The 23,785-nt window shown below is 68.6% G+C and carries 21 protein-coding genes; 11 read left to right on the top strand and 10 right to left on the bottom strand.

Annotation, left to right across the window (positions count from 1 at the left end; genetic code table 11):
* Positions 1–44 precede the first annotated feature (44 nt).
* The gene (locus tag TMO_RS09580; RefSeq protein WP_014745424.1) at positions 45–809 is read left to right on the top strand and encodes a sulfite exporter TauE/SafE family protein; all 765 of its coding nucleotides are present in this window, start codon (positions 45–47) and stop codon (positions 807–809) included.
* Positions 810–819: 10 nt separating this feature from the next.
* Here TMO_RS09580 and TMO_RS09575 read toward each other — a convergent pair whose 3' ends face one another.
* From TMO_RS09575 to nadA, 6 genes are all read right to left on the bottom strand, one after another.
* A complete protein-coding gene (locus tag TMO_RS09575; RefSeq protein ID WP_014745423.1) occupies positions 820–1,866 on the bottom strand; it encodes an SMP-30/gluconolactonase/LRE family protein in 1,047 nt (348 codons plus the stop codon).
* A 153-nt stretch (positions 1,867–2,019) separates the two neighbouring features.
* Entirely contained in the window at positions 2,020–2,361 is a 342-nt protein-coding gene (locus TMO_RS32575; protein WP_014745422.1) for an HD-GYP domain-containing protein, read from the bottom strand.
* Positions 2,358–3,122, bottom strand: coding sequence for a PAS domain-containing protein (locus TMO_RS32570; RefSeq protein WP_014745421.1), 765 nt, complete (start codon positions 3,120–3,122; stop codon positions 2,358–2,360). Before TMO_RS32570 ends, TMO_RS32575 begins: the two co-directional genes overlap by 4 nt.
* 107 nt (positions 3,123–3,229) lie before the next feature.
* Positions 3,230–4,087 (bottom strand): carboxylating nicotinate-nucleotide diphosphorylase, encoded by an 858-nt coding sequence (gene nadC / locus TMO_RS09565; RefSeq protein WP_014745420.1) that lies wholly within the window; start codon positions 4,085–4,087, stop codon positions 3,230–3,232.
* Complete coding sequence (locus TMO_RS09560) at positions 4,074–5,591, bottom strand: L-aspartate oxidase (RefSeq protein ID WP_014745419.1); 1,518 nt, start codon at positions 5,589–5,591, stop codon at positions 4,074–4,076. Before TMO_RS09560 ends, nadC begins: the two co-directional genes overlap by 14 nt.
* A 5-nt stretch (positions 5,592–5,596) precedes the next feature.
* Entirely contained in the window at positions 5,597–6,571 is a 975-nt protein-coding gene (nadA, locus tag TMO_RS09555; protein ID WP_014745418.1) for a quinolinate synthase NadA, read from the bottom strand.
* A 212-nt stretch (positions 6,572–6,783) separates the two neighbouring features.
* Between nadA and TMO_RS09550 the strand changes: the two genes are divergently transcribed.
* The 7 genes from TMO_RS09550 (at position 6,784) to alkB (ending at position 15,323) form a co-directional block, all read left to right on the top strand.
* Entirely contained in the window at positions 6,784–9,201 is a 2,418-nt protein-coding gene (locus tag TMO_RS09550; protein WP_014745417.1) for a membrane-bound PQQ-dependent dehydrogenase, glucose/quinate/shikimate family, read from the top strand.
* A gap of 11 nt (positions 9,202–9,212) precedes the next feature.
* Positions 9,213–10,175, top strand: coding sequence for a cation diffusion facilitator family transporter (locus TMO_RS09545; protein WP_014745416.1), 963 nt, complete (start codon positions 9,213–9,215; stop codon positions 10,173–10,175).
* 32 nt (positions 10,176–10,207) lie between these two features.
* Positions 10,208–11,437: a putative DNA modification/repair radical SAM protein gene (locus TMO_RS09540; protein WP_014745415.1), complete on the top strand. Its 1,230-nt coding sequence runs from the start codon at positions 10,208–10,210 to the stop codon at positions 11,435–11,437.
* A 15-nt stretch (positions 11,438–11,452) separates the two neighbouring features.
* Positions 11,453–12,427 (top strand): TIGR03915 family putative DNA repair protein, encoded by a 975-nt coding sequence (locus tag TMO_RS09535; protein WP_014745414.1) that lies wholly within the window; start codon positions 11,453–11,455, stop codon positions 12,425–12,427.
* 2 nt (positions 12,428–12,429) lie between these two features.
* On the top strand, positions 12,430–13,851 hold the full coding sequence (gene pyk / locus TMO_RS09530; RefSeq protein ID WP_041604894.1) for a pyruvate kinase: 1,422 nt from the start codon (positions 12,430–12,432) through the stop codon (positions 13,849–13,851).
* Between the two features lie 90 nt (positions 13,852–13,941).
* The gene (locus TMO_RS09525) at positions 13,942–14,655 is read left to right on the top strand and encodes a 2OG-Fe(II) oxygenase (RefSeq protein ID WP_014745412.1); all 714 of its coding nucleotides are present in this window, start codon (positions 13,942–13,944) and stop codon (positions 14,653–14,655) included.
* Between the two features lie 17 nt (positions 14,656–14,672).
* Positions 14,673–15,323 carry a DNA oxidative demethylase AlkB gene (gene alkB, locus TMO_RS09520; protein ID WP_014745411.1) on the top strand — a complete coding sequence of 217 codons (651 nt, stop codon included), beginning with the start codon at positions 14,673–14,675 and terminating at the stop codon, positions 15,321–15,323.
* Here alkB and TMO_RS09515 read toward each other — a convergent pair whose 3' ends face one another.
* Together TMO_RS09515 and TMO_RS09510 are read right to left on the bottom strand one after the other, a co-directional pair.
* Entirely contained in the window at positions 15,324–15,617 is a 294-nt protein-coding gene (locus tag TMO_RS09515; protein WP_014745410.1) for a DUF2218 domain-containing protein, read from the bottom strand.
* 31 nt (positions 15,618–15,648) lie between these two features.
* Entirely contained in the window at positions 15,649–17,784 is a 2,136-nt protein-coding gene (locus TMO_RS09510) for a TonB-dependent siderophore receptor (RefSeq protein ID WP_014745409.1), read from the bottom strand.
* A gap of 234 nt (positions 17,785–18,018) precedes the next feature.
* On the opposite strand from TMO_RS09510, the gene TMO_RS09505 reads away from it, so the two are divergent.
* Both TMO_RS09505 and TMO_RS09500 read left to right on the top strand, forming a co-directional pair.
* Positions 18,019–18,918: a helix-turn-helix transcriptional regulator gene (locus tag TMO_RS09505; protein WP_145978103.1), complete on the top strand. Its 900-nt coding sequence runs from the start codon at positions 18,019–18,021 to the stop codon at positions 18,916–18,918.
* Positions 18,919–19,006: 88 nt separating this feature from the next.
* On the top strand, positions 19,007–20,059 hold the full coding sequence (locus TMO_RS09500) for a zinc-binding dehydrogenase (RefSeq protein ID WP_014745407.1): 1,053 nt from the start codon (positions 19,007–19,009) through the stop codon (positions 20,057–20,059).
* 2 nt (positions 20,060–20,061) lie between these two features.
* Here TMO_RS09500 and TMO_RS09495 read toward each other — a convergent pair whose 3' ends face one another.
* Together TMO_RS09495 and thpR are read right to left on the bottom strand one after the other, a co-directional pair.
* On the bottom strand, positions 20,062–21,420 hold the full coding sequence (locus tag TMO_RS09495) for a hypothetical protein (protein ID WP_041604893.1): 1,359 nt from the start codon (positions 21,418–21,420) through the stop codon (positions 20,062–20,064).
* 114 nt (positions 21,421–21,534) lie between these two features.
* The gene (gene thpR / locus TMO_RS09490) at positions 21,535–22,272 is read right to left on the bottom strand and encodes an RNA 2',3'-cyclic phosphodiesterase (RefSeq protein ID WP_014745405.1); all 738 of its coding nucleotides are present in this window, start codon (positions 22,270–22,272) and stop codon (positions 21,535–21,537) included.
* A gap of 66 nt (positions 22,273–22,338) precedes the next feature.
* Here thpR and TMO_RS30355 point away from each other — a divergent pair, with 66 nt between their 5' ends.
* Positions 22,339–23,658 (top strand): patatin-like phospholipase family protein, encoded by a 1,320-nt coding sequence (locus TMO_RS30355; protein WP_145978102.1) that lies wholly within the window; start codon positions 22,339–22,341, stop codon positions 23,656–23,658.
* Positions 23,659–23,785: the final 127 nt, after the last annotated feature.

Genomic DNA, 23,785 nt, shown 5'->3' with positions numbered 1-23,785 from the left:
TTGCGTTAAACATATGATGACCTGAAGTCTCGGACCCCCGCCTGATGTTTGTCGTCCATGATCTGCCCGGGCTGGCGCTGCTGATCGGCGCAGCCTTTGTCGCCGGCGTGCTGAACGCGCTGGCCGGCGGCGGCAGCTTTCTGACCCTGCCGGCCCTGATCCAGGCCGGCGTTCCACCGGTCATGGCCAATGCCACGGGCACGGTGGCCTTGCTGCCCGGTTATGTCGGCAGCTGCTGGGGCTATCGCGCCGAGATGGGCCCGGCCTTTCACGGCCGCCGGCCCTGGCCACTGCTGATCGCCGCACTGGCGGGCGGCCTGCTGGGGGCCGGGCTGCTGGTGGTGACGCCGGACGATGTGTTCCGCGGGCTGGTGCCCTGGCTTCTGGCGGCAGCCACCCTGCTGTTTGCCGCCGGCGACCGCATCGCCCGCGCACTCACCCGCATGGGGGCCGGCGGCCCGGCACAGATGGTGGCCGGGCTGTTTCTGGTCTCGGTCTATGGCGGCTATTTCAACGGCGGGGTGGGTATTCTGCTGCTGGCGCTGTTCACCGTCATGGGCATTGCCGATCTCAACGCCGCCAATGCGCTCAAGAACCTGATGTCGGTGGTGCTGACGACGATTGCGGTGGCGGCCTATGCCGCGGCCGGCGTCGTCGCCTGGCAGCCGGCTCTGGTGATGGCGGTGGCGGCGGTTGCAGGCGGGATGGCCGGTGCGCGGCTGGGCCGCCGCATCCCGCGGCCCTGGCTGAAGGCGGTGATCATCACCATCGGTGTCGCGATGACCATCGCCTTCTTCCGGGCCGGCTGACGGGCTGCCGTCAGCGCGGCTCGTTCCAGTGGATCATCGGCAGCCCGGCTACGGGCGCGCGGAAGAAGGGAATGGTGGTGCCGCGCAGGCTGCCCAGATAGACGGTCTGCAGGTCGGGGCCCCCGAAGGTGACGCTCGCCATCCAGGGGGCAATGGTCCCTTGGGCCTGCATCATGTCGTCGATGGTGATCGTGCCCGCATCGAATTTGGCCATATAGGCGCGGGAGATCTCGGGATCGCCGTCGTCCAGCAACACCCGCAGCTCACCCTCTGGCGTGATCGCGACCAGACGGTCGACCATGATCAGCGTGCACCACAGATTGCCGAAGGCATCAAAGGCGATGCCGTCGGGGCAGCCGCCCAGATGGGTGGGGCCGAAGATCTCGCGATCGGTCAGCCGCACCCCGGCCGGATCCTCGACCATCCGCATCCGGGTGATGTGCGGACCGGTGGTCTCGACGATGTAGAGCCAGTCTTCGTTTGCGTCGAAGCGGATCTCGTTGGTGAAGGCGAACCCCTCTGCCACCACCCGCAGCCCGTTCTGGTCGACCACCGCGATATAGCCGTCGCGGACGCGCCGGGCGGCCGCCTCGGTCCAGGGATTGACCCGGGTGGAGACCGTCAGCCAGATCCGGTCGCGACTGTCGCGCAGAACGAAATTCACCTTGCCGATCGGCTGGCCGTCGATCGTGTCGTAAAGCGTGCGGACCTCGCCGTCGCGGGTCATGACTTCGAGAAGATCGGTGCCGAAATTCGAGATCAGGATGTCGCCATTGCGGGCGAAGGCGAGCCCGTTGGGCAGGGTACCCTGGGTGAATTTGGCCTCGAGCGCGCCGGCCGTGGCCTGATCGGCGGTGGCGAAGCGGGCATCGGCGCGTTGGGCGATGAAATGCTGACGGCCGTCGGCGGCGATGCGGGTGACGCCCCCGCGGGCATCGGCCGCCCAGAGCGTGCCGTCACGTTCGGCCAGGATGCATTCCGGACGCTGCAGATCGCGGCCGATCGTGCCGATCCGGTCGCGATCGACGGTGAAGCCGTCCAGCGGATTGCGGGACATGAGCGGCATCTCCTTCCCTGAAGCCATCAGCCGGTTCAGGGAGTGGCCTTCTGCGGACCATGCACTACCCGATACCGGGCCGGCGGGATGCCGGCCCATGATGGGACAGTGTTCCGCCGCAATCTGCAAGACTGAACCGCCTCTCTGCTCACCTCAGAGAGCCCGGGGCGCCCGATGCAGGTGCCAGCTTTCCGGAAGTGTGAAGCCAGGCAGGTCGCCGCGGATCAGAGACAGGGCGACGGCCGCCACTTCCTGATCATAGGCCTTGCCGCCATGGCGGGAGAGTTCCTCGGTCACCGCCGCAAGGTCCAGATGGCGTCGATAGGGACGGTCGGTCAGCATGGCGTCGATGACATCCGCCACCATGACGATCCTCACCGGCAGGGCGATCTGTCGGTCGGTCAGCCCGCGCGGATAGCCGCTGCCGTCCAGCCTTTCATGGTGATCGGTTACGATGCTCCGGACGATTTCAGGCAGATCGATCCCGTCCATCATCTCGATGCCGATGCGGGCAGTGGGCGCGGATCAGGGCGTATTCCTCCTGCCGCAACCGCCCGGGCTTGACGAGCAGTTCGGTGGGCACCCCCCAGCTTGCCGACATCATGGAGCACGGCACCGAGCCGGATCATCTCGCGGGTTTCGTCGTCCAGATCGAAGGCGGCGGCGATCGCTTCCGACAGCTCCGCGACCTGGCGCTGATGGCCGGCGGTATAGGGATCCCGCGTCTCCACGGCCGTGGCGAGCGCGTCGACGGCGGTCTTCAGCGTCCGGGTCAGGCGCCGGCGCAGCGCTTCCTGTTCCACGACCAGGGCATGGGCGCGTTCGCTCAGCTGATGGACCACCGTGATGTCGTTGCCGGTGCCGATGACCCGCCGGACCATGCCGTCCGGGCCGCTGAGTGGGATCAGGGTGGTGCGCCACCACCGACGGCCCGCCGGCAGTTCAAGGCACTCCTCATAGGTCAGCGGCACCCGTTCGGTCACGCAGGTCGCATATTTGCGGCAGACCTGGACAGCGACGTCGTCGGGCAGGAACTCGTCCATCCGCAGCCCCGCCTTCTCGCGGAAGCTCAGGCCCGTGGCAGTTGCATGTGCCGCGTTGTTCGCGCGGAAGATGAAGCCGTCCCCGGCAGGATCGACCACGAAGGCCGGCGCGGCGATCAGATCCAGGAACATCGCCAGGTCACTACCCGTCGCATTCAGCAGCAATGTCGCGATGCGGCTGGAAGAGCCGCCGGCCTCGCCGTCTTCAGTCACGTGTCGCCCGTCCCGCAGAGTATGAAGCGATCCAGACTATCACCCTCCAATCCTGAAAGAAGGTTTAAAGCGGTGGATCAGATGCGCGTATCAGGCGTGCTATACCTTCATGGCATGTCGAGGCCGAGATCCAGGATCGGCGCGCTATGGGTGAGCCAGCCGGCCGAGATCAGATCGACGCCACTGGCTGCGACGGCGCCGACCGTCTCGCGGGTGATCCGGCCCGAGGCTTCGGTGATCGCACGCCCGCCGATGCGGGCCACGGCCTCGGCAAGCTCTGCCGGTGTCATGTTGTCGAGCAGGATCGCATCGGCACCCGCTTCCAGAACCTCGTCCAGCTGATCCAGGCGGTCGATTTCGACCTCGATCTTCACCAGATGGCCGACATGGGCGCGGGCGCGACGGATGGCGATGCCGGCACCGCCTGCGACCGCGATATGGTTGTCCTTGATCAGCACCGCGTCATCCAGGCCGAAGCGATGATTGGCACCGCCGCCGGCACGCACGGCATATTTCTCGAGCAAGCGGAGGCCGGGCGTCGTCTTGCGGGTGCAGGTGATCCGGGCCTGATGGGGGGCTGCGGCGGCGACCAGACCGGCGGTGGCGGTGGCGATGCCGGCCAGCCGGCAGGCGAGGTTAAGCGCCACCCGCTCCGCCCCCAGCACCGAGCGGGCAGGCCCCTCGATCGTCATGACCACGTCGCCGGGGACCACTGCGGCGCCGTCGGGGATGATGATCCGCGTCTCCACCCCGGGATCGAGCAGACGGAAGGCGAGGGCGGCGACGGTGCCACCCGCCATCACCCCCGGCTGACGTGCGGCCATCACCGCCGCCATGCGGGCCCCCGCGGGGATCACGGCGGCCGAGGTGATGTCGCCGGCACGGCCCAGATCCTCGATCAGAGCCGCGCGCAGGATCGGCTCCACCAGGATGTCCGGAAGATGAGAGAGATCAGGCAGGGACATGGCTGCGCTCCCGGAGGGCGAGGGGGGTGGTGTCGGCGCGCTGATGGGCACCGATGCTGTCGGGGCGGTCACGGGCGGCTTCCGCGATCAGACGGCAGACCAGGGCGCGATCGGCAATCGCCGCCGGCAGCTGCGGGTCGGCCTCGATGGCGGCTGCAAGACCGATCAGTTGGTCGAGGCCTGCGGCGTCGCGCAGCACGCCGGCTTGACGGGACATTGCGGCACGCAGGCGCCCGATCGCGACCGCGCCCTCGCCGGTTCCGGCCCGCCCGGTGCGGAGGGCCTGCCGGATGACCGGAGCGCGGGCATCGGGGGAGGTGGAAAGAATGTCGCGAGCCACCCAGCCACCGCAGACCAGGGCTTCGAGCAACGAGTTCGACGCCAGACGGTTGGCGCCGTGCAGCCCTGTCGCGGCCACTTCGCCCGCGGCCCAGAGGCCGGGAATGCCGGTGCGGCCGGCGAGATCCACGGCGATACCGCCCATATGGTAGTGTGCAGCCGGCGCAACCGGGATCGGCTGCGATGCGGGATCGATCCCTGCCGTCCTGCAGGCCGCGGCGGCGGTCGGGAAACGCTCGGCAAAGCCGGGGCCGATCGCGGCGCGGGCATCCAGGAATACCCGATCGCCCGCGTCGATGGTGGCGGCGACCTGCCGGGCGACGACATCGCGGGGGGCGAGGTCGCCACCGGAGATGCCGGCCATGACCGGTCGTCCGGCGCCGTCGATCAGCACCGCCCCGGCGCCGCGGATCGCTTCCGAGGCGAGTGGCATCGGATCGCCGCCGAGATCCATGGCGGTCGGGTGGAACTGCACGAATTCGAGGTCGCGAAGCCGGGCGCCGATCCGTGCGGCGAGGGCGAGGCCGCGGCCAGTGGCGCCGGGCGGATTGGTGCTGTGGGCGTAGAGCCCGCCGATGCCGCCGGTGGCGAGCACGACGGCCGGGGTACGGATCATCAGCCGGCGGCCGGTCAGGTCGACGATGATGCCGGCGATCCGGCCCCGGGCATCGGTCAGCAGGGCTGTTGCCTCGGCATTGTCGAGCCGGCGGATGTGGGGTGCGGCGGCCGCCCGGGCGGTGAGGGCGGCAAGGATCGCCCGCCCGGTCGCATCGCCCCCGGCGTGAAGAATCCGCGCGCGGCCGTGGGCGGCTTCGAGACCGCGGGCCGGACGGCCATCGGTACCGCGGTCGAAGGTCACACCCGCGCTTTGCAGCCAGTCGATGCAGCCGGGTCCGGCCGCCGTCACCAGGGCGGCGACCAGGGGATCGACCAGACCTGCGCCGGCGGCCGCGGTATCGGCGGCATGAAAGGCCGGGCTGTCGTCCGGTCCGGTGGCGGCGGCTATGCCGCCCTGGGCCCAGCCGGTGGCTGCAGGCCCATGCGCCAGAACCACCACCTGGCAGGGGGCGAGATTGAGCGCCGTGGCGAGACCGGCGGCACCGGCGCCGACCACGACCACCCCGGTCGTCAGTGTTTCGATCGGTGGGTCGAGAGGCGTGAACATGGCCGTCACCGGATGCTGAGCATGCGTTCCACCGCCCGGCGCGCATCCCGGGCGATATCGGCGGGCACCGTGACCTCGTGGCTCATGGTTTCCAGCGCGCGCCGGATGCCGGGAAGGGTGATGCGCTTCATATGCGGGCACATGTTGCACGGCTTCACGAATGAGATGTCGGGGAAGCCGGCGGCGACATTGTCGCTCATCGAGCATTCGGTGATCAGGGCGACGCGCGGCGGGCGCCGGCGGTCAACGAAGTCGATCATCTCGGCGGTCGAGCCGGCGAAATCCGCTTCAGCGACCACCTCGGGCGGGCATTCGGGATGGGCGACCACGGTGACGCCGGCATGTTCCGCGCGCATCCGGCGGATGTCCTCAGGGGTGAAGCGCTCATGAACCTCGCAGGCGCCATCCCAGGTGATGATCCTGACCCGGGTCCGCGCCGCGATGTTTCGCGCCAGATAGCCGTCGGGGATCATGATCACCTCGGACACGCCCAGGCTTTCGACCACTTTCAGCGCGTTGCCCGAAGTGCAGCAGATATCGGAGGCCGCCTTCACCTCGGCGGAGGTGTTCACATAGGTCACCACCGGCACGCCCGGGTGCCGGGCCCTGAGTGCCGCCACATCGGCGGCGGTGATCGAGTCGGCCAGAGAGCAGCCGGCCATGTCGTCGGGAATCAGCACCCGGCGGTCCGGATTAAGGATCTTGGCGGTCTCGGCCATGAAGTGAACCCCGGCGAGCACGATGACCGCGGCATCGGTCGCCACCGCCTCACGCGCCAGGGCCAGGCTGTCGCCGACGATATCGGCGACGCCGTGAAAGATCTCGGGCGTTTGATAGTTGTGGGCCAGAATCACGGCATCACGCTCGCGCTTGAGCCTGCGGATCTGCGCCACCTCTTCGGCATGCACGGCCCATTCGATCTCGGGCATCAGATGGCGGAGCGGGGCCGGCATCGGCACGGCGGGCTGAAAGGCGGTCATCGGCTCGATCTCCCGAAGCATCCCCGGGGAAGGCATTAATGCTCAAGTTGAGCATTTCCAGGGGGTGAAAAATCCCGGCACGGCCGGGCGATCAAATATAGTCAGAGTGAGCATAAGATAGTCAAGCTTTTCGGGAACGTCCGGCGTCATCCCGGCGTTGCCGAAATGCGTACGCAGGGTGCGCGTACCAAGCATCACGGGAGAGCAGAGACATGTCCGACGAAACCGTTCCCGTCCCCGAACGGAGGCGTCGTCCCTGGGCGCTGTGGATTCTGGCCGCCGTCCTGGTGCTGATCGGCCTGGTGCTCGCTATCGGCGGCGGCTGGCTGCTGGCGCTCGGCGGCTCGGCCTACTACCTGCCGGCGGGGCTTGGACTGATCATTTCCGGCGGGCTTATGGCCATGCGACGCTGGTCCGGCTTCTGGGTCTATGCGGCGGTCTTCGTCGCCACACTGCTCTGGGCCTTCTGGGAAGTCGGGATGGACGGATGGGCGCTGGTGCCGCGGCTGGTCGGGCCGCTGGTGCTGCTGCTGATCGCCGTGGCCCTGACGCCGATGCTGCGTCCGGTCCGTCTGCATGCAAGCGGGGCGGTGGCCGGTGTGGTGGTGCTGATCGTCGCGGCGGTTCTGGTCGGTGTCGTCGTCGTCCAGAATGCGCCGGAACGTCAGCTGGCCAATCTGCCGCCCCCGGGCCGGATGGAAATGACCGATCCCTCTCTGCGGGATACCGGGGCCGACTGGCCGGCCTATGGCGGCACCTATGCCGCCCGTCGCTGGTCGCCGCTGGACCAGATCACACCTGCCAATGTCGACGGGCTGGAACGGGCCTGGGTCTACCACACCCGCGATCTGCCGAGCGAGGCGGCCGAGGGGTCCTATGGTGCCGAGACCACCCCGCTCAAGATTGGCGACACGCTCTATCTCTGTTCCGCCAAGAACATCCTGATCGCGCTCGACGCCGAAAGCGGCGAGGAGCGCTGGCGCCACGACCCGGGTGTCGAGGATCGTTTCATCCCCTATACGGCGGCCTGCCGCGGGGTGAGCTATTTCGAAGCACCGGACGTGCCGGCTGCGGAAATCTGTGCGACCCGGATCATCGAGGGCACGCTCGACGGCCGAATTCTGGCCGTGGACGCCCGCACCGGCGCGCCCTGTACCGGCTTTGGCGAGAACGGCGCCGTCGACATCAAGCAGGGCATGGGCCCGGTGGTGCCGGGCATGGTGTCGATCACCTCGCCGCCGGTGATCGTGCAGGGGGTGATCGTGACCGGCCATCAGGTGCTGGATGGTCAGAAGCGCAGCGCCCCTTCGGGCGTGATCCAGGCCTATGACGCCGTCACCGGCGAGCTGCGCTGGGCCTGGGACATGGTCCGCCCTGATATCACCGGCCTGCCGCCCGAGGGCGAAACCTATACCCGCGGCACCCCCAATATGTGGACCACGGCATCCGGCGACGAAGAGCTGGGTCTGGTCTATCTGCCGATGGGCAATTCGGCGGTCGATTATTGGAGCAGTGACCGGTCTGAGGCGGAGAACCGCTATGCCACTTCTCTGGTCGCGATCGACGTGAACACGGGCCGGCCCGTCTGGTCGTTCCAGACCGTGCACAAGGATGTCTGGGATTACGACCTGGGCTCACAGGCGACCCTGGTTGATTTCCCGACCGGAGAGGGGGCGGTGCCGGCGCTGATCCTGCCCAGCAAGCAGGGCGACATGTATGTGCTCGACCGCCGGACCGGCCGGCCGATCACCGGTGTCGAGGAAAGGCCGGTGCCGCAGGGTGGTGTCGAGCCCGACGAGCGGTCGGCCACCCAGCCCTTCTCGCTCTACCATACGCTGCGCCGCGAGGATCTGACCGAGGCGAAGATGTGGGGGATGTCGCCGATCGATCAGATGATCTGCCGCATTCAGTATCGACAGGCGAGCTATAAGGGCTTCTACACCCCGCCGACCACCGACACTCATTGGGTGGAGTATCCGGGCTATAACGGCGGCTCCGATTGGGGCGGCATCGCCGTCGATCCCAGCCGCGGCGTGATCATAGCCAATTACAACGACATGCCGAACCACAACCGCCTGGTTCCGCGCGAGGAAGCCGAGCGGCTGGGCTGGGCGCCGCGAAGCGAGGAACGCGGGGAATTCGGCGGCCAGGAAGGGGCCGGCGACCCGCAGGCCGGCACGCCCTATGCCATCAACGTCAATGCCGGCTGGCGTCTGCCGGTCACCCTGCTGCTCTGCAAGGAGCCGCCCTATGGCGGCATCCGGGCGATCGACATGGAAACCGGCGAGACCCTGTGGGACCGGCCCTTCGGCGAGGCCCGCACCAACGGCCCCTTCGGCATCCCCTCGATGTTGCCGGTCGATATCGGCACGCCCAATAACGGCGGAGCGGTGGTGACCGCGGGCGGCCTGGTCTTCATCGCCGCCGCCACCGACAACCTGATCCGGGCCATCGACATCGAGACCGGCGAGACGGTCTGGTCCGACGTGCTGCCGGCCGGCGGCCAGGCGACGCCGATGACCTACGAGATCGATGGCCGCCAGTATCTGGTGATCATGGCCGGCGGGCATCACTTCATGGAAACGCCGATCGGCGATGAACTGATCGCCTATGCGCTGCCCCAGGGCTGAGAGGATTGCCAATGACGGCGAGCGCCGGCACGAAACGAACGATCTATGCGGCACTCGCCGGCAATCTGGCGATCGCGGTGACGAAATTCGCCGCCGCAGTTTACACCGGCAGCTCGGCCATGCTGAGCGAGGGGGTGCATTCGCTGGTCGATACCTGCAACGAACTGCTCCTCCTCCTCGGCCTTAGCCGTTCATCCCGGCCGCCGGACGAGATCCACCCGCTGGGCTATGGCCGCGAGCTCTATTTCTGGAGCTTCGTGGTCGCCTTGCTGGTCTTCGCCCTGGGGGCGGGGGTGTCGCTTTACGAAGGCATCCGCCATGTGCTGGCGCCGGAGCCGGCCGACAACCTGACCGTCAGCTATGTGGTGCTGGGGCTGGCCTTCCTGTTCGAAGGCTGGTCCTGGCGGGTCGCGCTGCTGGAGTTCCGGGCGCGGAAGGGCGATCTCGGTTGGCTGACCGCCATCCGGCGCAGCAAGGATCCGACGGTCTTCACCGTGCTCCTGGAAGACAGCGCCGCCCTGCTCGGCATCGTCATCGCAGCCGCGGGCATTCTCGCCGCCGATCTGCTCGACATGCCGGAGCTGGATGGCGCCGCCTCCATCGGCATTGGTCTGGTTCTGGCGGCAACCGCCGTCTTCCTGGCGCGCGAGAGCATGGGGCTGCTGATCGGCGAGCGGGCGGCGCCGGCATTGCAGGCTGCCATCATCGAACGCGCGCATGCCGATCCGGTGATCCGGGCGGTGAACGGCGTGGTCACCGTCCATCTGGCGCCGGAACAGGTGGTGGTGGCGCTGAGCGCAGAATTCGAAGACACGACCACCACCACCGCCATTGAGGCCTGTATCGAACGTCTGGAAGCGGCGCTCACCGCAGACCATCCGCAGGTTGTGGCCCTCTATGTGAAGCCGCAGACGCCCGAGGCCTGGCGGCAGCAGGTGGTGCGGCGCAGCGGAGAGGCAGAGGCGGGGCCTTGACCGGCCGCCTTCAGAACATATAGTGAACATCCATGAAGATGTCGCTGAAAGACCGTCTGGCCATCCTGTCCGACGCCGCCAAATACGATGCCTCCTGCGCATCGAGTGGCGGTGGCCGGCGCGATTCGGCGGCGACCGGCGGGCTCGGCTCCACCACCGGCATGGGCATCTGCCACGCCTATGCGCCGGACGGGCGCTGCATCTCTCTGCTCAAGATCCTGCTGACCAATTTCTGCATCTACGACTGCGCCTATTGCATCAACCGGTCCTCCAGCAATGTCGCCCGGGCGCGGTTCACGCCGGAAGAGGTGGTCTGGCTGACGCTCGAATTCTATCGACGCAACTACATCGAAGGGCTGTTCCTGTCGTCGGGCATCATCCGCTCCCCCGATCACACGATGGCCGAACTGGTGCGGGTGGCGCGCGAGCTGAGGCTCACCCACGGCTTTCGTGGCTATATCCATCTGAAGACCATCCCCGATGCCGCGCCGGAGCTGATCGCGGAGGCCGGGCTGTTCGCCGACCGGCTGTCGATCAATGTCGAACTGCCGACCGAACGGGCTCTCGCCGAGCTTGCCCCCGAGAAGCGGCCGCAGGAGATCCGGAGAGCCATGGGCGGCATCCGCGCACGGATCGAAGAGAGCGCCGAGCCAACCCTGCGCACCCGGAAGCGGCACCGCTTCGCGCCGGCCGGACAGTCGACCCAGATGATCGTCGGCGCCTGCGAGACCAGCGACGCCGGGATCCTGGCCACGGCCGGCGGGCTCTATGAGGCCTATGGGCTGCGGCGGGTCTACTACTCGGCCTTCAGCCCTATTCCAGAAGCTTCGCGCCGGCTGCCGCCGGTTCGCCCGCCGCTGGAACGCGAGCATCGGCTCTATCAGGCGGACTGGCTGTTCCGCTTCTATGGCTTCGCGCCGGGTGAGATCACCGCCGGCCGGCCGGACGGCATGCTCGATCTGGAAATCGATCCCAAACTCGCCTGGGCGTTGGTGAACCGCCAGCTCTTCCCCGTCGATGTTAACGGGGCGCCGCGGGAGATGCTGCTCAGGGTGCCGGGGTTCGGGGTGAAGACCGTCACGGCGATCCTGTCGGCAAGGCGGTATCGTCGGCTGGGGCTTGATGATCTGGGGCGGCTGCGCGTGTCGCTGCCCAAGGTGAAGCCCTTCATCACCGCCCGGGGCTGGACGCCGCTCAGGCTGATCGATCGCGAGGATCTGCGGGCGCTGGTGGCGCCGCCGGCACAGCTGGCACTGTTCTGAACCGGGAGGAGCCGCATGCGGGCCGCGTTGACCGGACGGGGAGATTTCGAGGAATGGCGGCGGGCGGCGCGCGCCCTGCTGATGGCCGGGGTGCCGCCCGAAAGGGTGGCCTGGGAACCGGCGGACGGGGGGCAATTGTTCGATCCGCCGCCGCCCCTTCCCGATCCGGCCCCCGGCGCCGAGGCACCGGGCGTGCCGGCGGCTTTTCTCGACCTTGCCCGGTCGGTGATCTGCCATGCCGATCCGGTCCGGTTCGGACTGCTCTACCGTCTGCTCTGGCGTCTGGTCCAGGACCGGCAGCTGCTTGGGCAGCGCACCGATCCGGATGTCGTCGCAGCGACGCGGCTGGAGAAGGCGGTGCGGCGCGATGCCCATAAGATGACCGCTTTCGTGCGCTTCCGCGAGGCGGGGCCGCCGGGCCCGACCGGCCGGCGGCGTTTCGTCGCCTGGTTCGAGCCCGATCACTACGTCGTTGCCCGCACCGCCCCCTTCTTCCGGGGCCGCTTCGCCGATATGGACTGGATGATCCTGACACCGCGCGGCAGTGCCGCTTTCGACGGCACCACGTTGACGGTCTCGACCGAACCCGCCACGCGCCCGGATCTGGCCGACGAAACCGAGGCGTTGTGGCTGACCTATTACGCCGGCATCTTCAATCCGGCTCGGTTGAAACCCAGGGCGATGCGCGCGGAAATGCCGGTGAAGTACTGGGCGAACCTGCCCGAAGCCGCCCTGATCCCGGAGCTGATCGCCGGGGCGGAGGCCCGGGTGCGGGGCATGGCCGAAACGGCCGGGCGCCCGGCGCCGGCCTTTCATCACCGTCTGGCGGCACGGCGGGTGAAGACGGGCGCGCGCGACGGCCCCTCACCGGGAGACTTGTCACCGGGAGACTTGCAACCGGGATCGGCGCAGCCCATGCTTGCCGATCCCATGGTCGCCCCCGGCGGCCCCAGTCATGACGAGGGAGGCGGCCCCAGGGGCCGTTCGTGATCATGCGCCGCAAGCGTCGCGCCAAGATCGTCGCAACCGTCGGACCCGCGAGTGCGGACCCGGCCATGCTCGAGGCGCTGTTTCGCGCCGGGGTGGATACCTTCCGGCTGAATTTCAGCCATGGCAGCCATGACGACCATGCCCGGGTCCATGCCGCCATCCGGGCGCTGGAAGACAAGCATCACCGGCCGATCGGCATTCTGCAGGATCTTCAGGGCCCCAAGATCCGGGTCGGCACCATCCGTGACGGCCGGATCGAGGTCACGCCCGGTCAGGCGCTGCGCTTCGTGCTGAACGGCAGCGAGGGCGGACCGGAGGCGATCCCCTTGCCGCATCCCGAGATCTTTGCGGCGGTGTTGCCCGGCCATCATCTGCTGATCGATGACGGCCGGGTCCGGCTGCGGGTTACCGGCCTCGGCGACGACCATATCGATGCCGAGGTGGAGATCGGCGGCGTCATCTCCAACCGCAAGGGCGTGAACCTGCCCGGCACGGTGCTCGACATGTCGCCGCTGACCCCCAAGGACCGCGCGGATCTGGCCTTCGGGCTGGAGCTGGGGGTCGACTGGGTGGCGCTCTCTTTCGTGCAGCGGCCGGGTGATCTGCTGGAGGCGCGCGGGCTGATCGGCGATCGGGCAGGGCTCGTCGCCAAGGTCGAAAAGCCCTCGGCGCTGGACCATGTCGACGAGATCGTCGCACTCGCAGATGCGGTGATGGTCGCCCGGGGCGATCTGGGCGTGGAGATCCCGCCCGAGGACGTGCCCGGCCGGCAGAAAGAGCTGGTGCGTGCCTGCCGCTTCGCCGCCAAGCCGGTGATCGTGGCGACGCAGATGCTCGATTCGATGGTCGCGGCCCCGACGCCGACACGCGCCGAAGCCTCCGACGTCGCGACGGCGATCTATGACGGGGCGGATGCGGTGATGCTCTCGGCCGAATCGGCCGCCGGTCAATATCCGGTGGAAGCGGTGGAGATGATGGACCGGATCATCCGCCGTACCGAGCAGCACAAATTCTACCGCAGCATCGTCGATGCCTCGGGCCCGCGTGAGGAAACCAGCGCGCCGCATGCGGTGGCCGCTGCCGCCGCCGACCTCGCCGTGGCACTCGGTGCTCCGGCGCTGGTGGCCTTCACCTCCAGCGGCACGACCGCAGCCCGCATCGCTCGCCGTCGCCCCGCCGCGCAGATCCTGGCGACGACCCCGAACCTGCCTGTCTCGCGGCGGCTTTGCCTGCTCTGGGGCGCGCACAGCGTGCTCTCGGAAGAAATCCATTCCTATGAGGAGATGGTGGAGAAGGCGACCCGCACGGTGATGGAGCAGGAACTGGCCGGGCCCGCCGATCCGGTGGTGGTGGTGGCCGGCATCCCCTTCGGGCAGGCGGGGTCGACCAACAACATCCGGGTGGTCCGCGCCGACGGAAACTGACTTCTCTGTCCGGCCGCGAGGTGCGGGAGACGGGACGGAACCGCATGATCCGGTTCCGTCTTTCCCATCTGATCCGACCGAGAGGCCCCCATGCAGCAACACCCGATCGCCCGGCTGAACACCACCGACTGGAGCGCCGTCGCCGGCGATCTGGATGCAGGCGGCCGGGCAGTGCTGCCAGGCTTGTTCGATGAACGGAGCTGCGCGGCGCTTGCGGGGCTCTACGAGCGGGAGGAGGGTTTCCGGTCGGAGGTGATCATGGCCCGGCATGGCTTCGGGCAGGGCCGCTACAAGTACTTCGCGCATCCGCTGCCCGAACTGGTCTTGGCCATCAGGGAGGTGGCCTGGCCGTATCTGGTGCCGATCGCTCATGGCTGGCATCAGCGGATGGGCCTGGATGTCCGGTTCCCCGACACGCATCGCGACTTCATCGCCCGCTGCCACGCCGCCGGCCAGAGGCGGCCCACGCCGCTGCTGCTCGACTACGGCCCCGGGGACTATAACTGCCTGCACCAGGATCTCTATGGCGCGCATGTCTTCCCGCTGCAGATCGCGGTGCTGCTTTCGGCGCCCGGCCGTGACTTTACCGGGGGCGAATTCGTGCTGACCGAGCAGCGCCCGCGCATGCAGTCGCGGCCCGATGTCGTGCCGCTGGGGCAAGGGGATGCCGTGATCTTTGCGGTCAATCAGCGGCCGGTCAGGGGATCGCGCGGCGACTATCGCGTCACCATGCGCCACGGGGTGGCACGGGTGCGGAGCGGCCGGCGGCGGACGCTCGGCATCATCTTCCATGACGCCGCCTGACGGAGAGGAACGGCCTCATGCCCGCCAACGGCCTGCTCTTCGACGATCTGCCGCGGCGGAGCGCGCCCGGTGCGCATCTGCTCGATGGTTTCGCGCTGCCGGTTGCGGCCGGCCTGCTGCAGGCGGTTCAGGCCGTCACCGCCGCGGCGCCTTTCCGGCATCTGATAACGCCGGGCGGGCGCCGCATGTCGGTGGCCATGACCAATTGCGGCCGGCTCGGCTGGGTGTCGGACCGGCGCGGCTATCGCTACGATCCGATCGACCCCGAGAGTGGCCGCCCCTGGCCGGAGATGCCGGCGCTCTTCGGGGACCTTGCCGATCGGGCCGCAACGGCGGCCGGTTTCCCCGGCTTCCGGCCCGATGCCTGTCTGATCAATCTCTACACCCCTGGCGCACGGCTGGGCATGCATCAGGATCGTGACGAGGGCGATCTCACCCAGCCGATCGTCTCGGTCTCGCTCGGCCTGCCGGCGGTGTTCCAGTTCGGCGGGCCGTCGCGCAGGGATCCGGTCACCAATATCGACCTGGTCCATGGCGATGTCGTGGTCTGGGGCGGCGCCTGGCGGCTTGCCCATCACGGGGTGAAAGAGCTGCGCGACGGATCCCACCCGGCGACCGGGCAGCGGCGGATCAACATCACCTTCCGCTGCGCCGGAGGCGGGCGCTGATCAGTCGGGCAGCGGCTGCCAGATGATCTCGGGCTTGTCGCGGAAGGCGAAGCGGGCGAGGTGGATGGCGATCACGTCCTGGGTGCGGGCAAGGTCGGCGGGGTTGCCTGCCGTGCAGGTCACCTGCAGATGGTCCGGGGTTGCGGCCATCCGGGCGACCGCCCCCCAGGGGAAATCGGCACGGGCGGTGTCGCCGGTGACCTCTGCCGGCACCTTGTGTCGGAAATGCCGGCAGAGCAGGGTCATGTAGCGCTGGCCGAGTTGGGTGACCACGCGGGCTTCGGAACGGGGCATGCGACGGCGTCCTCGGAGCTTTCTCATTCGTTCAGAAGCTGGCCTTGAGCGACAGCAGCACGTTGCGTGGCGCGCCGTAATAGTTGAACAACCCCGCACCGCCGACCCGGTCGTAATAGACTTCGTCGAAGACGTTGTTGACCGAGAGCGTGACGTCATAGCCGGGCGCGAAGCCCCAGCCGGCCTGAAGGTCGGTCACGACATAGCCGTCTTCTTCGATCTTGAGATTGCCGGCGACATTGTAGAACGAGCTGAGCCAGCGCACGCCGCCGCCCAGATGCACGCCAGCCATCGGCCCGTCCTGGAAGGTGTAGCGGGTGAAGGCCGAGACCACATGCTTCGGCGTATAGGTGCTGTAAGTACCGCCGGACGCGGTGGTGGCGTTCTTGAGGTATTCGGTGCGGGTATAGGTATAGCCGGCCTCGACTTCCCAGCCCGGCAGGATGGTGCCGGCGATCTCGGCCTCGACGCCGCGGGATTCGACCTCTGCGCCCTCGGCATAGTAGGTGGTCCCGCTCACCGCGACCGCCCGGTCCTTGTCGCGCATCCGGAAGACGTCGAAGGTGCCGAGCAGTCCGCTGTCGCCAAGCTTCGCCTTCACGCCCAGTTCGTACTGCTCTCCGGTGCGCGGGTTGAGTGCTTCCAGGGCGGCATTGGTGCCGGTCTGCTGCTGAAAGATGCCGGAATAGTTGGCGTAGAGCGCGATGTCGGGCGTCAGGTCGTAGACGATGCCGACATCGGGAATGAACTCTGCACTGTCTTTGACGCTCGACACCGATCCGGTGTTGCGGTTGGTCACCCGGGTCTCGGCCCAGGCCAGGCGGCCGCCCAGAAGCACGGTCCAGTCTTCGACCGGGCGGATGGTGGCCTGGGCGTAGATGCCGAACTGTTCGGGTTCGGTGCGGGTACGCTGGCTGATGGCGATGTCCGGCTCGGCGATGTCGGATGACGGGTTGTAGACGTTCACCGTGCCCAGGCCGCGGGCGGTACCGGCATCCAGGGACTGGACGTACCGCCGCCAGTCCGCCCCGATCAGCAGTTCATGACGCTGCCCGAAGGCTTCGATCGGCTTCAGATAATTGGCATCCAGCGCATAGGCGCGCTCTTCATAGTGGCGCTGAATGGCGATGAGGTCGGTGGTGCCGATGGCCGGATCCACTGCGGTGGAACCATAGGCATATTTCAGATCGACACTGCGATCGGCCACCCGGCCGCCGAACTGCAGCCGGCTGTCGTCACCGAAGCGATGGGTGAGGCTGGCCGAGGCTTCATTGGAGCTGTTCTCGAACCGGTTCCAGTCGGCGCCCACGAAGGTCGAGCGGCTGAGGCCCAGCGACTGGCCGGTGGTCGAGACCGGCAGGCCGCTGAACGGGGTCGCCTCGCGTTCCTGCCGCCAGGCGCCGAGCGAGAGCAGGGTATCCTCACCCAGATCGGCATCGATCGCGGCATAGCCGACGCCGACCTGGTTTTCGGTCACGTCGGTGAAGCTCTCCCGGTCCTGATAGGCGCCGACCACCCGGCCACGGATCGAGCCGTCGGCGGAAAGCGGGCCGGAGACGTCGGCGACCCCGCGGTAATTGTTCCACGACCCCGCCTCCAGCGTGCCCCGGGCCTGGAAGATCTCGGTCGGCCGCTTGCGGACCAGATTGACGATGCCGCCGGGCTCGCCCGTGCCGCCGAACAGCACCGAGGGCCCGCGCAGCAGCTCGACGCGATCGAAGATCGCAAGGTCGGGCTGGGTGCCGTAGATGCTGGAGATCGGTGCCGGCAGGCCGTCGACCAGGGCGTTGTCGATTTCGTAGCCACGCACGAAGATGCTCGACCGGCCGGGATCGTTGGTCAGTGCCAGAAAGCCGGGCGTGCGCCGCGCGACGTCTTCAAGCTGGGTCATGTTCTGGTCGTCCATTCGCGCGCGGGTGGCGACGCTGACCGAACGGGGCACTTCGCGAATGTCGCGCACCTGCTTGCCGCCCACGGCGACACGATCGGAGCCATAGCTGGTGCTGCCCTCGGTCCGGCCGGGATCCGACGGGAAGCTCCGCTCGTCCTCCACCTCCAGCGACGGCAGGCTCTGCGCATCCTCGGCGCGGGCCTGACTGACCATCAATGCCCCCGTGGCGACGGTGGCGAGCAGGGGCAAAACGAGGAACGGGCAGGGCTGGCGCATGGGTCACAGGTCTCCGGCGGAAGGGCTTGCTTTGCCCCAATTGCGAATGAGTTTCAATTACGATCTTGCGCCGGTATGCGCCACGGTCATGGCTTGTGCAGCCGCGGCGAAATCTTGTGCGGCCGTGTCAGGGGGGAAGGGCCCCCGCAGGGGCTTGCACGAGCGGCCGGCATATATGAGAATAAGTCGCAATCGCGTATCTGAAGGAGACGATGCCATGTCGCCGGGGAGGGGGTGGAGCCAGCAGCTTTGGCCGGCGGCGGCCTGACCGTCGCCCATCCGCGGCCGGGGTTGATGGTGCACACGACCGATGGGATCGAGCGGGATGACCGCGTCCATGACCGGCTGATCGTGCCCTCGCTCACCGCGGTGATCGTGCTCGACGGGCTGGTCGAGGCGAGTTTCGGCGGCCGTCGCCAGATCTGCGTCGCCACCCCCGATGCCCCGGCGGCCTTTGCCGTGGCCCTGGCCGAGCCCGAGCTGCTGCGCCGCCAGTTCCACACCGGCGCCCATGTCCGCAAGGTGACCCTTCGCCTGGAACGGCCCTGGCTGGAAGCCGCGGGCGTCGAGCCCGGGACGGCGGCCGGACGGTTCTGCGGCCGGCATCTGGCCGCGGTGTCGTGGCGGCCATCGGCCCGGCTTGCGGCGCTGGCGGCGGCCCTGATCGCGCCCGAGCCGATGACGGTACCGGTGGCGCGGCTGGTTGCCGAGGCCCATACCATCGAGACGGCGGCCGGCATTCTTGCTGCCGTGGCCGGCGAAGATGCCACAGCGGAAGAAAGCGGGCTCAAGCCGGCCGATCTGCAACGCGCAGGCCGGCTGCGCGAGCGGCTGGAGATGCTGTCGATCGCGTCAGAACGCGACGGCAGCGCCCCGACCCTCGCCGAGATCGCGGCGGAGTGCGGCGTGAGCGTCAGCACCATGCAGCGCCTGTTCCGCGCCGCCTATGGCACCTCCATCGCCGGCTGGCTGCGCGGCCGCCGGCTGGACCATGCCCATGCCGATATCGCCGCCGGCCGGTGCAGCATCGCCGAAGCCGCTTTCCATGCCGGCTATGGCGATGTCGCCAACTTCACCACGGCCTTCCGTCGCCGTTTCGGGGTGACGCCGGGGCGGCTTGCCCGGCAGGCGTAACGCGCGACATGGGCTTGACGCGGGCGCGCGGCGGGCGTGCTATGGGGCGGTTCCGTGACAGACGCCCGTCCCTGAAGGTGCGCATCCGATGACGACCCCGCCGACCCCGCTTTCCCCCGGCAGCCCGACCACCCATCTGCCCGATCGGGCGACGGTGATGCATGTCACCCATCCGGGCGGCCCCGATGTGCTGGCGCCGGCGACCGTGCCGCTGAAGCGGCCGGGACCGGGCGAGGTGCTGATGGCGACGCGGGCGATCGGCGTCAATCATCTGGATCTCTATTACCGCGACGGCACCCTGCCGCTCGAAGGCGGCGGGGTCGACATACCCGGCCTTGCTTCAGTGGGCGAGGTGCTGGCGATCGGGCCAGGCGTCGATCGTTTCGCACCCGGCGATCGCATCGCCCATGCCGGGCCGCCGCTCGGCGCCTATGCAACCCATCGGGTGCTGCCGGTGGGGCGGGTGGTGCGCTTCCCGCACATGATCCCCTGGGAGGTGGGGGCCGCGGCGCTCTTTCCCGGCATTGCCGTGCATATGATGATCTACGGCCTCGGCCTCAGGCTCGACGGGCGCGTCGTGCTGGTGCGTGGCGCCGGCGGCGGGGTCGGGCTCATCCTGGTGCGCTGGGCGGCCGCTATGGGCGCGCGGGTGATTGCGAGTGTGGCCACGCGCGCCAAGGCCGAAGCGGTGCAGGAAGCCGGCGCCGAACGGGTGGTGGTGGGTACGGGGGCCACCGCGCTGGCCGATGCCGGCCGGGCCGCCGCCGAACTGACCGGCGGGGCAGGTGTGCATATCGTCTTCGACGGGCTGGGCGGGCCGGATTTCGCGAAGCTGGCGGCGCTGGTGCGGCCCTTCGGCCGGATCGTCAGCTTCGGCCAGGTGGCAGGGCCGATCCCGCCGGTCGATGTCGGCGTGCTGGGGCCGATGCGGGCGCTCGGGCTCGACCGGCCCGGAGTCTTCGCTTATATCGCCGATCGCGAACGGCTGCGCGAGGCGACGTCTGCGCTGTTCACCGCTTTGGTCGAGGGGCTGCTGTCGCCCACCGTCGCCGGGGTCTTGCCGCTCTCACGCGCAGGCGATGCCCATGCGCGGCTGGAGGCGCGCACCGTCACCGGTTCTCTGGTGCTGATTCCCGACTGACCTCAGGCGGGGGTATCTGCCTCGGTCACCGGATCGTCGGGCCACAGCATCTGTGGCTGAGGCTGAGGGCTGTCATAGGTGGTGGTGCGGCCCGGGGCACGGCGAATGCGCTCGTTCTGAAGGCCCAGAAAGACCGGGGCGGCATTCAGCCGGTGCAGGGTGCATTTGGCATTGAAGAAGCCGCAGGGCCGGCCGTCCGGCCGGTCGATCTCGTAGCGCTTGATGGTGAAGACGCCTTCGATCAGCCGGTCACCGGTGAGGTAAGTCACCAGGCGGTTGAGCGCGGCCCCGCCCATGCGTTCGCCCTCGATCCGGTCGAGCAGGCTTTGGGCGTGGGTGATGAAGCGGGGCGTATCGACCATGCGGTAGATCTTGCCCTGACGCACCGGCCCTTCGACCAGCGGCGCCTGAAAATCGCCGATCAGCAGCTGATCGTCGGTCGCGACCGCCAGCATCTGGCGCAGCTGGCGTACCGCTTCGCCCATGACCACCGGCTGGGTGCCGGGACGGTCGTTCTCGGGCGGAAAGACTTCCAGCTGACTGCCGACATGGAAGGCGGCGGCAAGCCCGCTGCCCAGCTGGTCCGGCTCACCATCCTCCCCGACCGGCTCGCGCTCGGCACGCTGGGTGTCTGCGGCCTTTTCCGTCTTGTCCGACGTTTCGGTCCCTGTCTTCGCGTCTGCTTCGGCCATGCGGTCCAGCGTGGCATCGGCCAGCACCAGCATCATCAGAGCGAAAAGGGTGATGTCCGGCTTGTGGCCCTGCTGTCGGCTCCACAGCAGCAGGGTGTCGCCGCTCTGCAGGCTGGCGAGATCGATCTCCAGGCCCGATCGCGTCAGCAGCTGCCGGGCCCGGACCACACGGCCCCAAAGGGCGGCGGCAGCCTGTGCCGCCTGCATGGGATCGAGCTTCGACAGGCCGCGGATTTCGAAACCGGCGATGCCGCGGTACTGGATTTCGGTGCAGCCATAGCGCCGGACGGCGGCTTCGACCGCTGCGTCCGGCAGATCCGTGCCCGGCGTGAACGGCAGCTCGATCGCGATCGGCCTGAGCCCCAGAAGCTGCAGGGCCCGGCGCATGCGCGCATAGCTGAACTTCCGCGAGCCGACCAGCAGGAAGGGATCGCGGGCGACGGCCTCGTGCATATGGGTGGTGGAGACCATCAACAGTTCCAGCCGGGTGCCATAGGCATTCCAGGCCAGAATCTGCATCCGCCCCTGTCGTGACTTTTCGGCCAGCCGCCGGTCCAGATCGGCCAGGTGCTGGCGCATCAGACGCCGCGCGTCGAGGCCCCCGCCCGTGGCCGTATCGGCCGTGCGTCCATCGGTGCCGGTGGGTCCGTTCGCCACAGCTTGCGCCATCTCGTCTCGATCCGGGAGCAGGTTTGCCGAAGGCCAGCCGAAAGGCGGCCTTCGGCGAAGACTAGCCGGGGGATGGTATCCAAGTGGTTAAGACGGTCACCGTTCCGAAACAGGTCACCGCCTGCGTGTCCGCCATCCTGCATTCGGCCAGATGTCCGCATCCCGCCACGGAGACGGCGGACCGCCCCAGCTGGTGCGGCCGCGGCCGCGCTCGTCGAAGGTCGGCAGCACCTCGCCGTCGACGGCTGCGAGGACCGGCGGTTCGGCTTCTTCATCCAGGCCGTCTTCGTCGAATGTCTCACCATAGGTCGGGGCGGGCAGGGCACCGAAGGCGCCGAGACTGGTATAGACCGGCCCCTCATGGCCGAGGCGGCTTTCGTAAAGATGCATGGTATCGACGGTGAAATCCGGGGTGGTGAAACCTGCATGGGCTGCCAGATAGCGGTCGAGCCGATCATCCGGTGATTGCTTCAGTCTTGCAACCGTAACGTGGGGCGTGAAGCGGCGGCGCTCCCGCGGCAGGCCCGCACCATCGATCGCGGCGTCGACCCGGCGTTGCAGATCGGCAAGCGGGGCGCCGCCTTCGACGCCGGCCCAAAGCGTGCCGGGGCGCCGGCTGGGGCCGAACAGACCAAGCCCCTTGAGCGACAGGGTCAGCGGCACGACATCAATCATGTCGAGCGCGTCGATGGCATCGGCAACCGACGGCCCCTCAACTTCGCCGATGAAGCGCAATGTGAGGTGGAGATTGGCGGGCGCCGTCCATCTGGCGCCGACAAGGCCGCCGCGCAGGCCGGCGAGCTGGTCCCGTACCGCGGTCGGGAGAGGAAGAGCGACGAACAGCCTGTGCATGGGCATTTCCTTTCGCTCGCGCAGCCGGCCCGGGCGACCGGTCCTGACATCAAGGACGAGCATTACATGACGAGACCCGCCGCGCCAACCCGAAGCGACACCAGGATTGAAACATCTGCCGCGACGCAGCATCCGCGAAGCGGCGACCCGGCCCGCGCCCCCGATGCGCCCCCGGCACCCGATCCGGTTCCGGCGTCGGATCCGGCGCGACCGCATCGCCGGCGGCGTCGACGGGGCGATGCCGCTGCGCGTCGCGGAGAGGGGCCGGCCGCGGCGCCTCGGCCGCCGGTGCTGGGTGTGGCGCTGGGATCGGGATCGGCACGCGGCTGGGCCCATATCGGGGTGCTGAACGCGCTTGCCGCCGAAGGGGTGGTGCCGCAGGTCATCGCAGGCGCAAGTGCCGGCGCGGTGGTGGGTGCCTTCCATGCCGCCGGCCGGCTTGCGGAATTCGAGGCCTGGGTCCGGGATCTCACCCGGCTCAAGGTCGTCCGGCTGGGCGATTTCAGGATGGGGTCCGGCGGTCTGGTCGGCGGCGACCGGCTGACCGCGATGCTGCGGGAGGCCTTCGGCGAGACCCGGATCGAGGATCTTCCGGTGGCGTTCGGCGCGATCGCCACCGATCTCGCCAGCGGCCAGGAGGTCTGGCTCACCGATGGCGATCTGGTCGACGCGCTGCGGGCCTCGATGAGCATCCCGGGCATCTTCGCCCCGGTGCGGGCGGGTGGGCGGCTGCTGGTCGATGGCGGCCTGGTCAATCCGGTGCCGGTGTCGCTCTGCCGGCATCTGGGGGCCGAGGCGGTGATCGCGGTGACCCTCCATGGCGATCTTGCAGGCTACAGGCGCCGGCTCAGGATCGATGCGGCGGCGATACCCGCACCAGGTGTCGCCTCGCCCCAGGCGGCGGATGCCGTGCCCCGGCCGGTCGATCCCGAACCCGGCCCCACCAGCCGTGGTCATCCCGCCCCCCACGCCCATGGCCTTGCCCGCAGCGCCCAGACGGCCGCGGCGGCAGGGACCGTCGATCGGCGCGGGGCCCGTCGTCTGCTGGGGATCGGCGGCCGGCTGATGGGCCTCACCGGACGCAGCGTCGATCCCGAGCGTCGGGCGGCAGCGGTTGCCGCACGCGTCGGCGGCATCGGCATCGGCGAGGTCATGATGCACTCGATCGGCATCATGCAGGACCGGATCGCACGCAGTCGCATGGCCGGCGACCCGCCGGATCTGGTGCTTGCCCCCTGGGTGGGCCACATTCGCTGGATGGAGTTCGACCAGGGGGCCCAGGCGATCCGTGAAGGGGCGGCATCGGTGGTGCGGGCACGGGCGGCGCTGCATGATCTGCATCTCGTCCCCGAGGCGCCACCGGCCCCCGGAGACCTGCCGGGGTGATGCTGACCCCGCGGCTTCGGGGGATTTGCCATGAAGATGCCGAACGACTATGGTAACGGCCGTCCACCGGGCGGACGTGGCGCTGCCCGTGTACCCGGACAAGTGTGGCGTCTGAAGGAGGTTCCCG

The organism is Tistrella mobilis KA081020-065 (assembly GCF_000264455.2).
Lineage (GTDB): Bacteria > Pseudomonadota > Alphaproteobacteria > Tistrellales > Tistrellaceae > Tistrella > Tistrella mobilis.
The sequence above is the reverse complement of the archived record's forward strand: the minus strand, read 5'-3'. Positions and strand labels throughout refer to the sequence as shown.